Source organism: Candidatus Paracaedimonas acanthamoebae, from assembly GCA_017307065.1.
In the GTDB taxonomy this organism is placed as follows: Bacteria; Pseudomonadota; Alphaproteobacteria; order Caedimonadales; family Caedimonadaceae; genus Paracaedimonas; species Paracaedimonas acanthamoebae_A.
Window position 1 is genome coordinate 39,788 of the sequence record JAFKGL010000012.1, and the last position, 14,369, is coordinate 54,156.

At 37.9% G+C, this 14,369-nt stretch carries 12 protein-coding genes; 4 read left to right on the top strand and 8 right to left on the bottom strand.

Annotation, left to right across the window (positions count from 1 at the left end; all coding sequences use genetic code 11):
* Positions 1-9: 9 nt before the first annotated feature.
* From J0H12_01970 to J0H12_01980, 3 genes are read right to left on the bottom strand one after another with little or no spacing between them, the layout of a single operon-like run.
* Positions 10-1,212 (bottom strand): IscS subfamily cysteine desulfurase, encoded by a 1,203-nt coding sequence (locus J0H12_01970; GenBank protein ID MBN9412679.1) that lies wholly within the window; start codon positions 1,210-1,212, stop codon positions 10-12.
* 16 nt (positions 1,213-1,228) lie between these two features.
* Positions 1,229-2,410 (bottom strand): cysteine desulfurase, encoded by a 1,182-nt coding sequence (locus J0H12_01975; GenBank protein MBN9412680.1) that lies wholly within the window; start codon positions 2,408-2,410, stop codon positions 1,229-1,231.
* Positions 2,407-2,856, bottom strand: a complete 450-nt coding sequence (locus J0H12_01980; protein ID MBN9412681.1) for an Rrf2 family transcriptional regulator — start codon at positions 2,854-2,856, stop codon at positions 2,407-2,409. The genes J0H12_01975 and J0H12_01980 overlap by 4 nt, the downstream gene beginning before the upstream one ends.
* Positions 2,857-3,190: 334 nt before the next feature.
* Between J0H12_01980 and J0H12_01985 the strand changes: the two genes are divergently transcribed.
* Complete coding sequence (locus J0H12_01985; protein ID MBN9412682.1) at positions 3,191-4,243, top strand: hypothetical protein; 1,053 nt, start codon at positions 3,191-3,193, stop codon at positions 4,241-4,243.
* A 220-nt stretch (positions 4,244-4,463) separates the two neighbouring features.
* Positions 4,464-5,120 carry an alpha/beta hydrolase gene (locus J0H12_01990; GenBank protein MBN9412683.1) on the top strand — a complete coding sequence of 219 codons (657 nt, stop codon included), beginning with the start codon at positions 4,464-4,466 and terminating at the stop codon, positions 5,118-5,120.
* A 56-nt stretch (positions 5,121-5,176) separates the two neighbouring features.
* On the opposite strand, the gene J0H12_01995 is transcribed toward J0H12_01990, so the two are convergent.
* The 4 genes from J0H12_01995 to J0H12_02010 form a co-directional block, all read right to left on the bottom strand.
* Positions 5,177-6,730, bottom strand: coding sequence for a Do family serine endopeptidase (locus tag J0H12_01995; protein ID MBN9412684.1), 1,554 nt, complete (start codon positions 6,728-6,730; stop codon positions 5,177-5,179).
* A gap of 10 nt (positions 6,731-6,740) precedes the next feature.
* Entirely contained in the window at positions 6,741-7,616 is an 876-nt protein-coding gene (hflC, locus tag J0H12_02000; protein MBN9412685.1) for a protease modulator HflC, read from the bottom strand.
* Positions 7,616-8,722 (bottom strand): FtsH protease activity modulator HflK, encoded by a 1,107-nt coding sequence (gene hflK / locus J0H12_02005; GenBank protein ID MBN9412686.1) that lies wholly within the window; start codon positions 8,720-8,722, stop codon positions 7,616-7,618. The genes hflC and hflK overlap by 1 nt, the downstream gene beginning before the upstream one ends.
* Before the next feature lie 143 nt (positions 8,723-8,865).
* On the bottom strand, positions 8,866-9,333 hold the full coding sequence (locus J0H12_02010; GenBank protein ID MBN9412687.1) for a peroxiredoxin: 468 nt from the start codon (positions 9,331-9,333) through the stop codon (positions 8,866-8,868).
* A 55-nt stretch (positions 9,334-9,388) separates the two neighbouring features.
* Here J0H12_02010 and J0H12_02015 point away from each other — a divergent pair, with 55 nt between their 5' ends.
* Entirely contained in the window at positions 9,389-12,535 is a 3,147-nt protein-coding gene (locus J0H12_02015; protein ID MBN9412688.1) for an AsmA-like C-terminal domain-containing protein, read from the top strand.
* Positions 12,536-12,560: 25 nt separating this feature from the next.
* On the top strand, positions 12,561-13,232 hold the full coding sequence (locus tag J0H12_02020; GenBank protein ID MBN9412689.1) for a ribonuclease HII: 672 nt from the start codon (positions 12,561-12,563) through the stop codon (positions 13,230-13,232).
* Here the strand turns inward: J0H12_02020 and J0H12_02025 are convergent.
* On the bottom strand, positions 13,229-14,365 hold the full coding sequence (locus tag J0H12_02025) for a patatin-like phospholipase family protein (GenBank protein ID MBN9412690.1): 1,137 nt from the start codon (positions 14,363-14,365) through the stop codon (positions 13,229-13,231). The genes J0H12_02020 and J0H12_02025 overlap by 4 nt on opposite strands.
* Positions 14,366-14,369 lie beyond the last annotated feature (4 nt).

The following is a 14,369-nucleotide window of genomic DNA, read 5'->3' on the forward strand; positions in this document are numbered from 1 at the left end:
ATACTCTCCTTAATGCGCTGCCCAATTAATGGTTTTTAGATCAATGCCTCGTTGAGCCATCTCCCATAATGGGCTCATTTCACGAAGTTTTCGAACTGCGGAAATAATAATCTCACTAGCTTTATCAACTTCTTGAAGCGTTGTAAAACGTCCAAATCCTATTCTGAGGGAAGTATGCGCAAGCCCTTCATCAACGCCCAGAGCCCGAAGGACATAAGAAGGCTCAAGAGATTCTGATGTACACGCTGAACCCGATGACACGGCAAGGTTTTTAATCGCCATCATCAATCCTTCTCCTTCCACGTGAGCAAAGCTAAGATTGAGGTTTCCAGGAATCCTCTGAAGGCGGTCGCCATTCAAATAAACTTGGTCAAGAGAATGTTCTATTTTCTCCAAAAAATAGCGGTTGAGTTGTGTTAGATGAGTGTTTTCAGTCCCCATCTCTTCTTGTGCAATTCGGCAAGCTTCTCCAAGTCCTACGCATAAAGCAGGAGAAAGGGTGCCTGAGCGCATGCCTCTTTCTTGACCTCCGCCGTTCATTTGAGACGTGAGGCGGACCCGTGGTTTACGCCCTACATACAGAACACCAACTCCTTTGGGGCCATAAAGTTTATGACTAGAGAGACTTAAAAGATCGATATTCATCTCTTTGACATTCAAAGGAATTTTCCCCACAGCTTGAGCCGCATCCGTATGGAAATAAACATTTTTTTTGCGACAAATGGCGCCAATTTCCTGAAGAGGTTGAATAACCCCAATCTCATTATTTACAGCCATGATTGAGACTAAAGCTGTTTTCTCAGTGATGGCTTCTTCCAATTTTTTGAGATCAAGCAATCCATTTTCTTTAACAGGCAGATACGTGACGTCGAAGCCTTGTTGCTCAAGATGGCGACACGTATCTAGGACGCATTTGTGCTCTGTGACAGTGGTAATAATATGATTTTTTTCCGCTTGATTGAAATAAGCTACCCCTTTAAGGGCCAAATTATTAGATTCTGTTGCGCCTGAAGTGAAAATGATTTCTTTAGGGTTTGCTCCAAGAATCTCGGCGACTTGATGGCGAGCGATTTCAACAGCAGCTTCGGCATCCCATCCAAATTGGTGATTGCGAGAGTGAGGATTTCCAAAATATTCTGTAAAATAAGGAAGCATCTTCTCAACAACCCGAGGATCACAAGGCGTGGTTGCTTGATAATCAAGATAGATCATATCTGGATGAGATGTATTAAAGGTCTGCACTGACATAAGTTTCTTTCCTCACTATCATTGAATTATGCAAATTCTGGTTTTTTGTTAAAGGAGAGCTTTGAAATTTCATGGCCATGTCTTGCCAGATTTTACAAAACGCTTCAATTTCTTCTTTTGTTGTTTGAATACCAAGGCTCACGCGAATGGCAGAATTAAGATAATCTTCTGAGGCCTTCATTGCTTTTAAGACATGAGAAGCTTTAATTTTCCCCGACGAGCAAGCAGAGCCTGCACTAATGGCGATGCCTTCAAGATCATACATCATCACATACTTATCGCTGCGATTATTGGGTAAAGAGATGCACATTGTATTTGGAAGACGAGAGGTTTTCTGTCCAAAGATATAGGCTTCAGGCGTTAAATGTTGCAATGAAAGCTCTAGTTGATCTCTTAAGACTTGGCAGGGATGCCAGTCTTCTTGAGAGGCTTCAATAATCGCCGTTGCAAAGCCACAGATTCCAGCTGTATTTGGGGTTCCGGCTCGTTTTCCTCTTTCTTGACCGCCTCCCATTAACAAGGGCGTTAGAGGTAATTTTTCTTTTGCGATAAGAGCGCCCACACCGGCAGGTCCCCCGACTTTAAGGGACGAGAGCGTCATAAAATCGACGTCTAGATCTTTAAAATTGCAGGGAACACGACCGACAGCTTGCGCCGCATCTGTATGAACAAGTGCCTTATGGCGCTTTGCGATAGCTATAATCTCGTTTAAAGGTTGAATAACCCCCGTTTCATTATTTGCCAACATCACAGAAATAAGAGTTGGTTGTGTCTTGTTGCTTAAGAGAGTTTCAAGGTTCTCAAGACATATAATTCCTTGGCTGTTGACGGGGATTATTTCTAGATTTTCAATACTTTTAAGAACAGAGTCATGTTCAACTGCACTGACCAAAATATCATAGCCATTTTTATAATGGCTTTGAAGAACAAGATTATTGGCCTCAGTGCCACCGCTCGTAAAGATGATCTCAGCAGGTAGAGAATTAAGGCATGTCGCGATTTTGTGGCGAGCATTTTCTATGCGCATAGCAAGGGTATGACCGAACCGGTGAATAGAGGAAGGATTTCCTGTTAAGGAGAGAACTTCGAGCATTTCTTTTAGGGCAGAAGGACGCAGAGGCATGGCAGCATTATAATCAAGGTAAATGAGAGCTTTTTTCATAACACGGCCTCTTTTACTTTGCACCCATTCGGGAGAAGGCGGCGTTTGCATACATCTGCTAATGTAATGGAGCCTAAGTAATCTAAAATATGCTTTTCAAGACCTGCCCACAGATTATGAGTCAAACAACGTTCTGTCTGACCCTGACAGCTCTTCTCTGAAGAAATATCGCATTGAGTTGATTTAATCTTTTCTTCCGTTGCTAAAATAATATCACGAATATAAATGCCTTCGGCAGCCAGAGCGAGAAAATATCCGCCATTATTTCCACGAACACTTTCAACAAGTCCCTTTTGTCGCAATTTAATAAAGAGTTGTTCAAGATAAGATAAAGGAAGGGCTTGACGTTGAGCAATCTCAACGAGTGTCGTTGGCTTTTCTTGCGGTTGACTTGCAAGATCTGTCATTGCAATAACTGCATAACGTCCTTTAGTACCTAATTTCATCGTATCTTCTCATGATTGATACCCCTAATCTATTTATTCTGACTAAAATAGTCAAGTTTGTTTCAAGATAATAAATTTATTTATCAATCGGACAGGAAGAGGGGGCTCAATGAAAACCCAGTATGCCATAGTTAAGAGAAGTGATAAAAAGACAAAATTTAAAAAATTCCTTTATTTTCTTACTTAAATTATAATCTCTTCACGAACTCATAATACATCTATATTTTTGATATTTAGGAATTTTTTCATAGAGTCATTGTAATTACAAATAAGGTCCCTATATTTCTTTTAAGAAGAGATTCTTAATTGGTTTATTTAATAAAAAGGCATTGTTATGAAAAAGAGAAGCAAACTTAAAAACTTAATGACAGTGAGCACATCGGTACTTTTAATGATGTCTTCTCCGCTTTCTGCTATTGATCCTGAAGAGGTGAAAAATTTCGTGGGATACGATGTGAAAAATGTGCAAGTCGAACAAGTTTTACAAAAACTACAAATTCTATCAGATGACGATTGGAAACTATTCAAAACAGTTATCACATCACTTACTCAAGGAATGCGTCCCTACGATCGTTATTTCATGATCTTTAGACTTTTAGGAAGAGGAAAAATATCAAAAGAAATATTAGAACACCTCTTATTTATTCCAACTTTTTTCTCTCTTACTGAAGGATTAGAAGATTGTGCAAAAAAAGCAATGATGGCTGAAAAGCTTAGTAGAGTGCCAGTATACTTATTAGAAAATCTTTCATTTCTCTCTTTTTTAAAAGGAAAAGATGCCAATCAAATTCAAGAAGACATTGGTATACTTTCAGAATTGCCGAAAAAGCTAGCAGAAAACCCCACTTTTATTTTGACTATCTCCCCTAAAAATATAGATTGGTATTCTCTTCGAATGTTTTCCCGTTTATTCAAAGAAGTACCAGAAGATGTATTAAAGACCCCCTCATTCTTTCCAATTTTCACCGCTTTTTCTCAGGAAATATCAAGCCATTATCATCCAAACATCATTAGAGCCCTCAGTCAAATTCCAGTAGATGTTCTATCTCATGACGGTTTATATGCCCTGCTCATGCGTCCTGAAGTTATGTCTTCATCATATGACAACAAACTCGATATTCTTGACGAGTTAAAAAATATAAAAAATATCCCCAATTTTACAGATAGTATCGATAAAATGATGGTCGATTTATTCACTGGAAGCTTTAGTTTCGGAAGTTCTGCATCATATTCAAGCCTTGTCGATCAACAGCTGGATGATCTGGTAATCGATCCCTCAAATATTGCTTCATCTTCGCAAACACATTTTGTGAAGCTTAATGCTGACGAAGTACAAACCTCAACTCCAACACCTCTCGGCCTCACTAAACCGTTTGAAGAGGAATAATATTCACGCAAAAGAAGGGGAATCTCAAAATTCCCTTTCTAAACCGTCTTCATCTTCTCGCCATAAAACTGCCATAAATTATTTCCGAATCTTCATCACATTCAAAGGCTTTATCTTATAAATAATTATTTCTTTTTTTTCAAATACTTACAAAACAATCCTTGACTTTTAAAGTTGAGTTGGTGTACTCAAAGGCCATAATTTAAGAGAGAGGTCAAAAATGCCTGAAGTCATTATTAATGGAGCAGAAGGGCGAATCGAAGCCCGTTACCATCATGGGACTAATCCTTACGCGCCAATGGCCTTAATTCTTCATCCTCATCCTGAGCATGGGGGGACTATGAATAATAAAGTTACTTATGCTTTGTTTCGGTCCTTTGTGAATCGCGGATTTAACACACTTCGATTTAATTTTCGTGGTGTGGGAAAATCAGAAGGACGTTTTAGCCATGGTGAAGGTGAATTAAGCGATGCAGCTTCTGTTTTAGACTGGATGCAGACATACAACCCAAATGCGAAAGAATGTTGGGTTGCTGGTTTTTCATTTGGCGCATGGATTAGTATGCAACTTCTGATGAGACGCCCTGAATTAGATGGCTTTATTTCTGTAAGCCCTCCTGCAAATATGTATGACTTTAGCTTTTTAGCTCCGTGCCCTGTTTCGGGGCTTATTATTCATGGAGATCAAGATACAATAGTTCCTCGGGAATCTGTTCAAGAGTTGGTAAGAAAACTATCTCAACAAAAAAATATTGTTGTCGAAGAGAATATTATTCAAGGCGCAGATCACTTTTTCTCTGAGCACTTAGAGGGACTGGTTAGTTCTGTCGATGATTATTTAAATAAATCGGTTGGTTTAATTTCTCGAGCTGGATAAGAATTTTCAGTATTATATTTTTTGAAAGGCTGGGTTTCCCCAGCCTTTTTTATGCGCTATTCAGTTTTTGGAGCTTCTTTTTTATCTTTATTATTGAGAGCCAAAGTAATAAATCTTTGGACGCCTCCTCGGTTAATAAGGAGAAGGAGTTGTTTTTTACCTTGTTTTTGAGCATCATCAATAAGTTTTGAGAGTTGTTCAGAAGTCATAATGCGTTCACGTTTTCCTGCAATTGTTACTTCTGAGATGAGGTCTCCGGGGCGAAGTCCTTTTTCTGCAGCTTCACTTTCAGGATCTAGTCCAACGATGATAACACCTTTTTCAGATATCCCATATCGTTCGAATTCTGCAGGCTTCACTTCTTTGATTAGCATCCCAAGCACTTTAGGTCCTTTATTATTAAGAGAAGCGGCATTATCTTCTGTGGAATCACCAATAAGGCCTTCTTGTTGAGCTTCTTCAAACTCACCGACCACAGTTTCAAGCTTAATCTCTTTACCATCACGCCATAAAGTGAGAGGAACTTTTCCTCCAATTGTGGCTTCTCCTACCATTCGGGGTAACAAACGAGATTCTTTTACAGGTTTGCCATCAAATGAAAGAATAACATCACCACGTTTAACGCCTGCTTTTGTTGCAGGACTATTCGGAGCGATAGCGCCGACTAAAGCGCCTGTTGTTGTCTTTAGATTAAGCGAATCAGCTATTTCTGGGGTGACAATTTGGATTGTTACGCCTAACCATCCGCGTTTTGGATGGCCGAATTTCTTGATCTGTTCAATCGTGGTTTTAGCAAGAGAGGCTGGAATTCCAAATCCAATTCCAATGTTTCCGCCATTTGGTGAGAATATTGCTGTACTAATAGCAATAACTTTTCCACTGATGTTAAACATAGGGCCGCCAGAATTTCCCATATTAAGCGAAGCATCTGTTTGAATATAGCCATCGATATAATCAACAGCAGGGGCACCTTTAGCGCGGGCAGAGATGTTGCGGGCAATTGTTGAAATAATTCCAATTGTCACAGTACTGCTAAGGCCAAAAGGATTACCAACAGCAATGACCCATTCGCCAACTTTTGCTGTACTAGAGTCTCCCCATTCGACAGTTGAGAGTTTTTGATCGGTTGTAACTTTTAAAAGGGCTAAGTCAGTGCGCCGATCTTGTCCTACAACAGTTGCTTTTAATTCAGCGTCATTGTGTAAAATAACTGTGATTTCATCTGCATCAGCAATCACATGATTACAAGTGACAATAAAAGCTTCTTTTCCGTCCTGGGATACAATGAAACCAGATCCTAAAGAGGTCGTTTTGCGAGGCCTTGTAGGTTGTCCTTCTTCAAAAAAGTAACGAAAAAATTCATCAAGAGGTGTTCCTGGAGGAAAATTAGGCATTTCTTGGTAACGACGATTTGCACTTACTTCCGTCGTTGTTGAAATATTCACAACGGCAGGGAGGAGTGGTTCGACAATATTGGCAAAATTGTTAGGAACTTCTTTATAAGGGCTTAAAGGGACTGAATGGGCATGCGGGGTATTTCCAAATATGGCTAAGATAGCTGCAGCCACAATGGAATTTTTAAGTGTTGTTTTGTGATCATTAAACATCATTTTCTTCTCCTTAATTCCTACCTAACTTATTTTTGTGAAAATACCGAAAAAACTCACTTGAGGGGGATATAACAAGTGTCGTGTCTTCAGGCGTCATTACTTTTTGATAAGCATCCATCGATCTATAAAACTTGAAAAAATCGGTGTCTTGAGAAAAAGCATTTGCGTAAATACGGGCAGCTTCTGCCTCACCTTCGCCGCGTAAAATTTCAGATTTTTTTCGAGCTTGAGCAAGAATAAGAGTACGTTCACGATCTGCTTTTGCTCGTATTCCTTGGGCTTGTTCGTCACCTTCGGCTCTAAATTGTTTTGCTTCTTGACGCCGTTCACTTTCCATTCGATTGAAAATAGCTTCACTATTTTCTTTAGGTAAGTCGGCTCTAATAATTCTGACGTCTCGGACATCAATACCAAAATTTTTAGAAGAATCACGAACTTTACGGAAAATCTCTTCCATGATTTTTGCGCGGTTTGAAGATAACATCTCAGAAAGGGGAACTCGTCCAATGACTTCTTGCATAATATCAGGTACAATCTTCCCAAGACGATTTTGAACACCTTCTAATGTGCCAACTGTTTTATAGAATACCAAGACATCATTAATAATATAACGAACATACAGATCTACAACCATTCTCTTTTGGTCACCCGCATTTACTTCGATGACAGGAAGATTATAATCAAGCAAGCGTCTATCAAAAAAGATAACATCCTGAATAACTGGTATTTTAACTTTTAAACCTGGCGTATCGTGAACTTTTACAAGTTCACCAAATTGCAAAACAAGCGCCTTCTTTGTTTGATGAAGAGTAAAAAGAGAATTACTCACAGCAAGAAAAATTAAAATTACACCTAAGATAAAAGAAGTAAAGAAAGGTATTTTCATTATTGTGAGTCTCCTGCTGAAGTAGAAGGTTTATTTTTGATTTCAGGGAGAGGCAAATAAGGCAGCACTCCTTGTGCGTTTCCTGGTGTATCAATAATAACTTTATTAACATTTTTCATGAGTTGGCTCATAAGGTCAATATAAAGTCTCTCTCGAGTTACTTCTGGGGCTTTTTTGTATTCTTGAAGCAAGGCAAGAAAGCGCTGAGCTTGACCTTGGGCATCAGCGACGACCGATTGACGAAAAGCTTCTGCTCCTTGCTCAATTTGTTGGGCTTGCCCTCTAGCTTCTGGAATAATCGAATTTTGATAGGCACGTGCTTCATTGATCTTACTTTCGCGGTCTGCTCGTGCTCTTTGAACATCCCGGAAAGCATCAATCACTTTTTCGGGCGGATTTACACGTAAAAGGCGAACTTGCTGAACTTCAATTCCTATGCCGTAATCATCCAGCATTTTTTGAAGAAGTTTTTGGGCATCCACGACAATTTTATCTTTTCCTTTCGTTAAAGCCTCGACAATTGTTGTTTGGGCAATAACTTCACGAACAGCACTTTCTGCGGCTAGTTTAACCGTTTTATTAGGAGTAGGATCATTAAAGAGGTATTTTTTTACATCTTTAATAAACCAGAGAACTGAGAAATTGAGGGTCAGAATATTCTCATCCCCTGTCAGCATTTGATTGTCACTGTCTTCTCCTAGCATCGCGGTGTCAGATTTAACACGAATGCCACTATCAACTTGGTTGATTTCAGAAACTTTAGTAACAATCACAGTTTCAATTGGAGAAGGTAAATGATAACGAAGTCCAGGGGGAGTAATGATTGTCATTTCCCCAAAGCGAATTTCAACGCCTAGCTCACCTTCTGAAACTCGATAAAATCCTGTTACTAGCCATAGAAGAATAAATAATGAAAATAAGCCCATGATAATTTTGGGTTTATCTCCTCCATTGCCGAAAATAGATTTTTTAAAATTGAGCCAAGCTTTTTGAAAAGAATCTTCTAAATTAATGGCAGTACCTTGCTTGCGACCTTGCCACGGGTCATTTTGATCGTCCCACGGGTTACTACGATCTATGCCTTCATTATTGTTCTGCCAAAACATGAATATCTCCAGGTTTAATAAAATTTTATTTAATATATGCTACCTTGCTTGTGCATGCAATGGGGGAGAACAAGGAATTACGCGATTTTTATTCATCTTAAATAAAATTTAAATCTATTATTTATTAACGATTTTTTTATATCTCATCCAAGATTTTTAAGGGCCTGAAGAACTTCGGGGATATGGCCGGGAACTTTAACATTTCTCCATATTTTTCGAAGAATTCCATGCTGATCAATTAAAAAAGTAGATCGCTCTATTCCAATGTATTTTTTCCCGTACATACTTTTTTCTTGAAGAACATCATAAAGTCTACACAAATTTTCTTCAGAATCCGCGGCGAGCTCAAAAGGCAGATTATATTTTTCACGAAATTTTTTGTGAGAGATGATACTATCTTTTGAGACGCCAAGGACTGCGCCTTGATGTTGTTGAATTTCTGAATAAGCATCGCGAAATCCACACGATTCAAGCGTACATCCAGGTGTGTCATCTCGGGGATAAAAATATAAAATAAGATGGCGCCCTTTGAATGCATCCAGAGTAAGTGTTGGATTTAAGTCTGTTGCTGTGGTAAAACTAGGGGCAGGTTGGTCAAGCGATAAAAGCATTCGTATCCTCCTTGTAGCTTTTGTTCTCATAATAATAAAAGAATAATCATTTGAAATGGAAAAAAATATTATTAAAAAAATACTTTTATACTTTTTTGGGGCTATTACGGGCATTTTAGGTATAGGCTTTGTTGTAGGAGCAGTATTTTTAGCGCGTCTTCACCATACCCCTTTAATTTTGAAAGACCTCCATCCAAATATTATCAAGAGCTTTGAAGCTATTGTGCCAGATTATAAACTGTCATTTGACTACGCTATGGTTACGTGGGAAAGTATTAGACACCCCATCGCTATCCGAGCAGAAAATGTAAAAGTAAAAGGGATAGAAGAAAAACGTCTTAAAATCTCTTTTCCCGAATTACAAATTAGTTTTTCTATTCCTAGTTTATTAATGGGAAATTTTAGCATAAGAACTCTCAAAATTGTTAAGCCTGCCCTTCATTTCATTTATGAAAATATAACGCCTTCCCCTCAAATTTTATCTGAGGAGGTTGATCAATTTTTTTTGAATCTTGTCGATAATTTTTTAAAAGAAAATAAAAAATTAAAGAAATTAAAACATGTAAAAATAGATCAAGCAGATATAAAAATTGAAAATCTTCAGCGGCAGGTACTCTTCCATATCCCTAATTTAACGCTTACCTTAAAGCGTAAAGATAAGAAGCAAAAATTTAACATTACAGGTAACATACAAAAAAGCTCTTTTCAGTTAAGCGGCATCAGTGATCATAGGACAGGAGAAATATTGGCTGATATTAATATTCAGAACAATTCTCAAAAGATTTTACCTTCAATTCAACCAAAAGAATCACATAAAAAAACCTCTAAAGAGCAAGATCAAATTTTATTTTTGCAAGGTCTAGAAGTGCCTTTTTCTATGGTAAGTAAATTTCTCTATTCAGAAAAAGAAGGCCTTAAAGAGGCTTCTTTCATGTTAGAATTGAGTAAAGGAAAAATAGATCTCCCTTCATTTTTTATACAGCCTATAGAGGTACTCAAGGGAGGCGTAGAAGCATTTTATACAAATAATCATCTTCACGTGAAAAAAGTGGAACTGCAAACAGGAGGCACGCATATTAGAGCGACGACTGAAGGAACTTGGGACAAGTCTACGCAAGGAATTACTTTAAAGAGTAAGGTAGAAGTAGAAAATGTTCTTTTAAGTGATTTAGATAAATTGTGGCCTATAAATTTAGCAAAAACACCTCGGCAATGGGTCATAAAGAATATCCCTCAAGGGAAAGCTCCAAAAGCCACTTTAGAATTAGATTCAATTATTACTTTACAAGAGGGGAAAATTGCCTTTTTACCCAAAAATCTTGGAGGAATAATTAAAATTCAAGAGGCAACAGTTTCTTACCTTGAAGGTATGCCAAAAGTAACAAATGTTAATGGTGAAGCTCGCTATTCTTTTAAAAATTTCTTCATAAAATTAGATTCTGGGAAAATACATCAACTCAACCTGAAAAACGGCGATATTGATATCAGTGAATTAGACAAAGAAACTCAAAAGATTGATATACAACTCATGATACATGGTTCTCTGTCTCAACATCTTTCTTTGGTTGATCATAAGCCTTTAGAATATGCGAAAAAGCTCTCCTTAAAGCCATCTCAAGTCTTGGGAGAAGCTCAGACATCACTTCATTTAAAGTTTCCTCTACTTACAACAATTACTTTAAAAGAGATCGAAGTAGACGTCGATTCAAAACTGTTTGATACAAGGTTATCGAATATTATAGAGGCATTTCCTTGTGAACTATATAATGGAAAATTTGATTTAAAGATTAATAAAGAAAATATGATTTTTGATGGGCAAGGATATATTTTTGGCATTCCTTTTAATATTACATGGCAGAAGAATTTTAATCTTGCTTCTGATTTTGATACTAAATTTGATCTCACTGGTGTCATTGATGAAAAATTATTCAATCACCAAAAAATTAATTTTATTAGAGAAGTTGTAGGGAAGGCACCTTTAGAACTTCACTATGTGGAGAAAAAAAATTCTCAAGGCAATCTTCATGCAAAAGTTGATCTTACAAATCTTCATGCACGTATTTTAGGATGGTTAAAACCTGGAAAAGTGCGAGGAGGAGGGGAGATTTCTTTGGAGATGCATAACTTTTCGCCCCAAAAATTGTTTTTTAAGGCAAAAGTGGTAGACGGCATCCATATAGAAGGTGAAGGGAGTTTTGATAATTTAGGATTAAAAGAATTAACCTTCCCACAGTTTAAAGTAGGACTCACAAATATACATTTCAATATATTACGTTTGGATAATCAAGCTTATGCAATTAATCTTTTAGGAAAGTCATTGAATTTAGAGCCCTTATGGCAGACTTCTCTAAATTCTTCTGAAAAAACATTAAGTTCAGATTTTAACCTAAAAGCTAAAGTGGATGATGTTTTTTTTGGGAGTGACAGAGCAATCTACAATAGCGACCTTTCTTTGAATTTCAGCAAAGGTGTTTTAAGTGATCTTGATTTTAAAGCGGAACTTTCGAAGAAAAATCCCGACACGACAGTTGAGGTTCATTTATCTTCTAATGATCCTCATACAAGAAAAATTAAACTTAAAACAGCCTATGGCGGAAAATTCCTAAAAGCAGTGGGAATATATGAGAATATCTATGGTGGAAATCTTTCCATTCTTGCAACGCATGATGATCGTATGCCCCAAGATCCATGGCAAGGAAAGGTTATGTTAACAGATTTTTCATTAAAGAAGGCCCCTATTATGGGCAAGCTATTAACGCTCGCCTTTCCAACAGGAGTGGTTGATCTATTTTCTGAGAAAGGATTACCTTTTCACCATTTTCGCAGTAAGTTTAATGCAACGACAAGTAAAGTTGTTTTTACAAAAGGGCGTGCCAATGGAACATCGATAGGATTAACTTTTGCCGGTACAGTTGATTTACAAAAAAAGAAATTGCAACTTTATGGATCAGTAATTCCTGCCTATTATCTAAATACGATTTTATCAAAGGTTCCGCTTATAGGGGAATTAGTTAGTGGAGGTAAGCACGAAGGTTTATTTTCAGTCGCGTATACTATTTCCGGTGATAGTGAAAAACCTGAAATTACTGTAAACCCTGTATCTATCTTTACACCAGGTTTTGTTCGAAAAATCTTTGAGCCTGAGATTGACGAAAGTTTCGATGATAATGAGGAAGAAGAATACAAAGAGCTAAGAGAATAAAAACAATCTATTAAAAGGAATAGAATTGCCTAGTTTTTTTTATGAAAAACAATATTCTGGTATTGTTGTCGGGATTGATGAGGTAGGGTGCGGTCCGTGGGCAGGCCCTGTCGTCGCGGCGGCCGTTATCCTTGATCAACTCAATTTTCCTCTAGACCTGCTTGAAATTATTGAAGATTCAAAGAAACTTTCTTCCAAAAAAAGAAAGACAATTTGTGAAGCATTATTAAAATTAAGAGGAGAGAGTTGTTTTATTGCCTGGGCAGAAGCAAGTGTCCAAGAGATTGATGCCTTAAATATTAGACGTGCAGCAATGTTAGCAATGCAAAGAGCTATTGATGGTTTGGCCATAAAACCTGAAGTTGCGTTGGTGGATGGAAATGCAAAACCATCTTTAGAGTGTCATATCCAAACTCTCATAAAAGGAGATACATTAAGTTTCTCAATTGCAGCAGCTTCTATAGTGGCAAAAGTTATAAGAGATGAAAAAATGTCTAAGTTAGCAGAAGAATATCCCACTTATGGTTGGGAGAGGAATGCTGGCTATGGGACAGCAGAACATCAACGTGCTATAGAAAAGTATGGGATTACACCCCATCATCGTGTGTCGTTTGCACCCATAGCAAGGCATGTAAAAGAGTCGATTTCTTCAGATAAAGGAGAAGCCCTCATTGAGGGCTTCTATGAGTCAGCTTAAGAAGAACTTAAATGTTTTGTGCCAACAAATTTATGAATTGTTGAACCAATATGAGCTTCTCTTTCTTTGAGCCAAGGACTATGTTCAATAGCCGCTTTCATATGTTGATATCCATAAGTCGCTCTGTCTTTGATAGACATTTTAGAGAATTCACAATCACTGCTTGAGACTTCATATTTAGGTTTATCATAAGCAATATGTACAATATCAAACTTGGTATCATTTGAAAAATCTTGGATTTCTTTCATGATAGGATCTTTTTGCAGATCTGCAGGCAATGCATCCATAAGATGTTGTAGGTATCTTGAAAGGTTGTGTCTCTTGCTAAGATGCTCAATATGGTGAGCTGTTCTGCTTGCAAATTGTAATTCTTTTAGTTTAATGGTGACCTCATCCATATCTTGAGGTTCTTTTCCATTTGCCGCAAACAAATCAACCATGAAACAAAGAGTATCAACTTTAGGATCAGCGTCGAAAATACCCTCGAGAGGTGTATTGGATGCGCATCCACCGTCCCAATACAAGTCACCGTCTATGACCATGCCAGGGAAGCCTGGAGGCATTGAACCACTCGCCATAACATGTTCAGGGCCAATTTTCATTTTTGCGCTATCAAAAAAGATAAGCTGACCATCTTTTACGCGAGTAGCTCCTAAAATAAGGCGACCTAATTTCCCGGAATTGATGCCATCAAAATCAACAAACTGAAGTAAAGTTTCTTTCAATTTGCTGGTATCATAATAACTGGTGGAGGCCGCAGTTCCCTTTGGTTGCATTTGTGGGATAGGAAAACGAGGGGAGAAAAAATTAGGCTGTCCAAAAAGAAATCCTTGAAGAGAGGTAAGAGTATTATGAAACTTTTTTATCTCATCTGTTAAATTGGACATTGGTGGAATATCGGGCCATGAAATGGTATCCCAGAATTTTTCCAGTTTAGCAATCCGAGTTTGAGGCGTATTTCCTGCGATAAGGGCGGCAGTAAAAGCGCCAATAGAAATTCCTGCGATTGTATCAGGTGAGTAACCCGCTTCTTGCATGGCTCTAAGTGCGCCAATGTGATAGGCTCCTAAAGAACCTCCTCCTTGGCAGGCCATAGCGACACGACTATAGGATCCCTTATTTGTGGAAACCATTTAA

Excerpts from the sequence above, each read along its gene's own strand:
- J0H12_01985 (MBN9412682.1), top strand. The coding sequence starts at position 3,191 with ATGAAAAAGAGAAGCAAACTTAAAAACTTAATGACAGTGAGCACATCG.
- J0H12_02010 (MBN9412687.1), bottom strand. The coding sequence starts at position 9,333 with ATGCTTTTATCGCTTGACCAACCTGCCCCTAGTTTTACCACAGCAACA.
- hflC (MBN9412685.1), bottom strand. The coding sequence starts at position 7,616 with ATGAAAATACCTTTCTTTACTTCTTTTATCTTAGGTGTAATTTTAATT.
- J0H12_01970 (MBN9412679.1), bottom strand. The coding sequence starts at position 1,212 with ATGATCTATCTTGATTATCAAGCAACCACGCCTTGTGATCCTCGGGTT.
- J0H12_01980 (MBN9412681.1), bottom strand. The coding sequence starts at position 2,856 with ATGAAATTAGGTACTAAAGGACGTTATGCAGTTATTGCAATGACAGAT.
- J0H12_02015 (MBN9412688.1), top strand. The coding sequence starts at position 9,389 with ATGGAAAAAAATATTATTAAAAAAATACTTTTATACTTTTTTGGGGCT.
- J0H12_01995 (MBN9412684.1), bottom strand. The coding sequence starts at position 6,730 with ATGATGTTTAATGATCACAAAACAACACTTAAAAATTCCATTGTGGCT.
- J0H12_01990 (MBN9412683.1), top strand. The coding sequence starts at position 4,464 with ATGCCTGAAGTCATTATTAATGGAGCAGAAGGGCGAATCGAAGCCCGT.
- J0H12_02025 (MBN9412690.1), bottom strand. The coding sequence starts at position 14,365 with ATGGTTTCCACAAATAAGGGATCCTATAGTCGTGTCGCTATGGCCTGC.
- J0H12_01975 (MBN9412680.1), bottom strand. The coding sequence starts at position 2,410 with ATGAAAAAAGCTCTCATTTACCTTGATTATAATGCTGCCATGCCTCTG.
- hflK (MBN9412686.1), bottom strand. The coding sequence starts at position 8,722 with ATGTTTTGGCAGAACAATAATGAAGGCATAGATCGTAGTAACCCGTGG.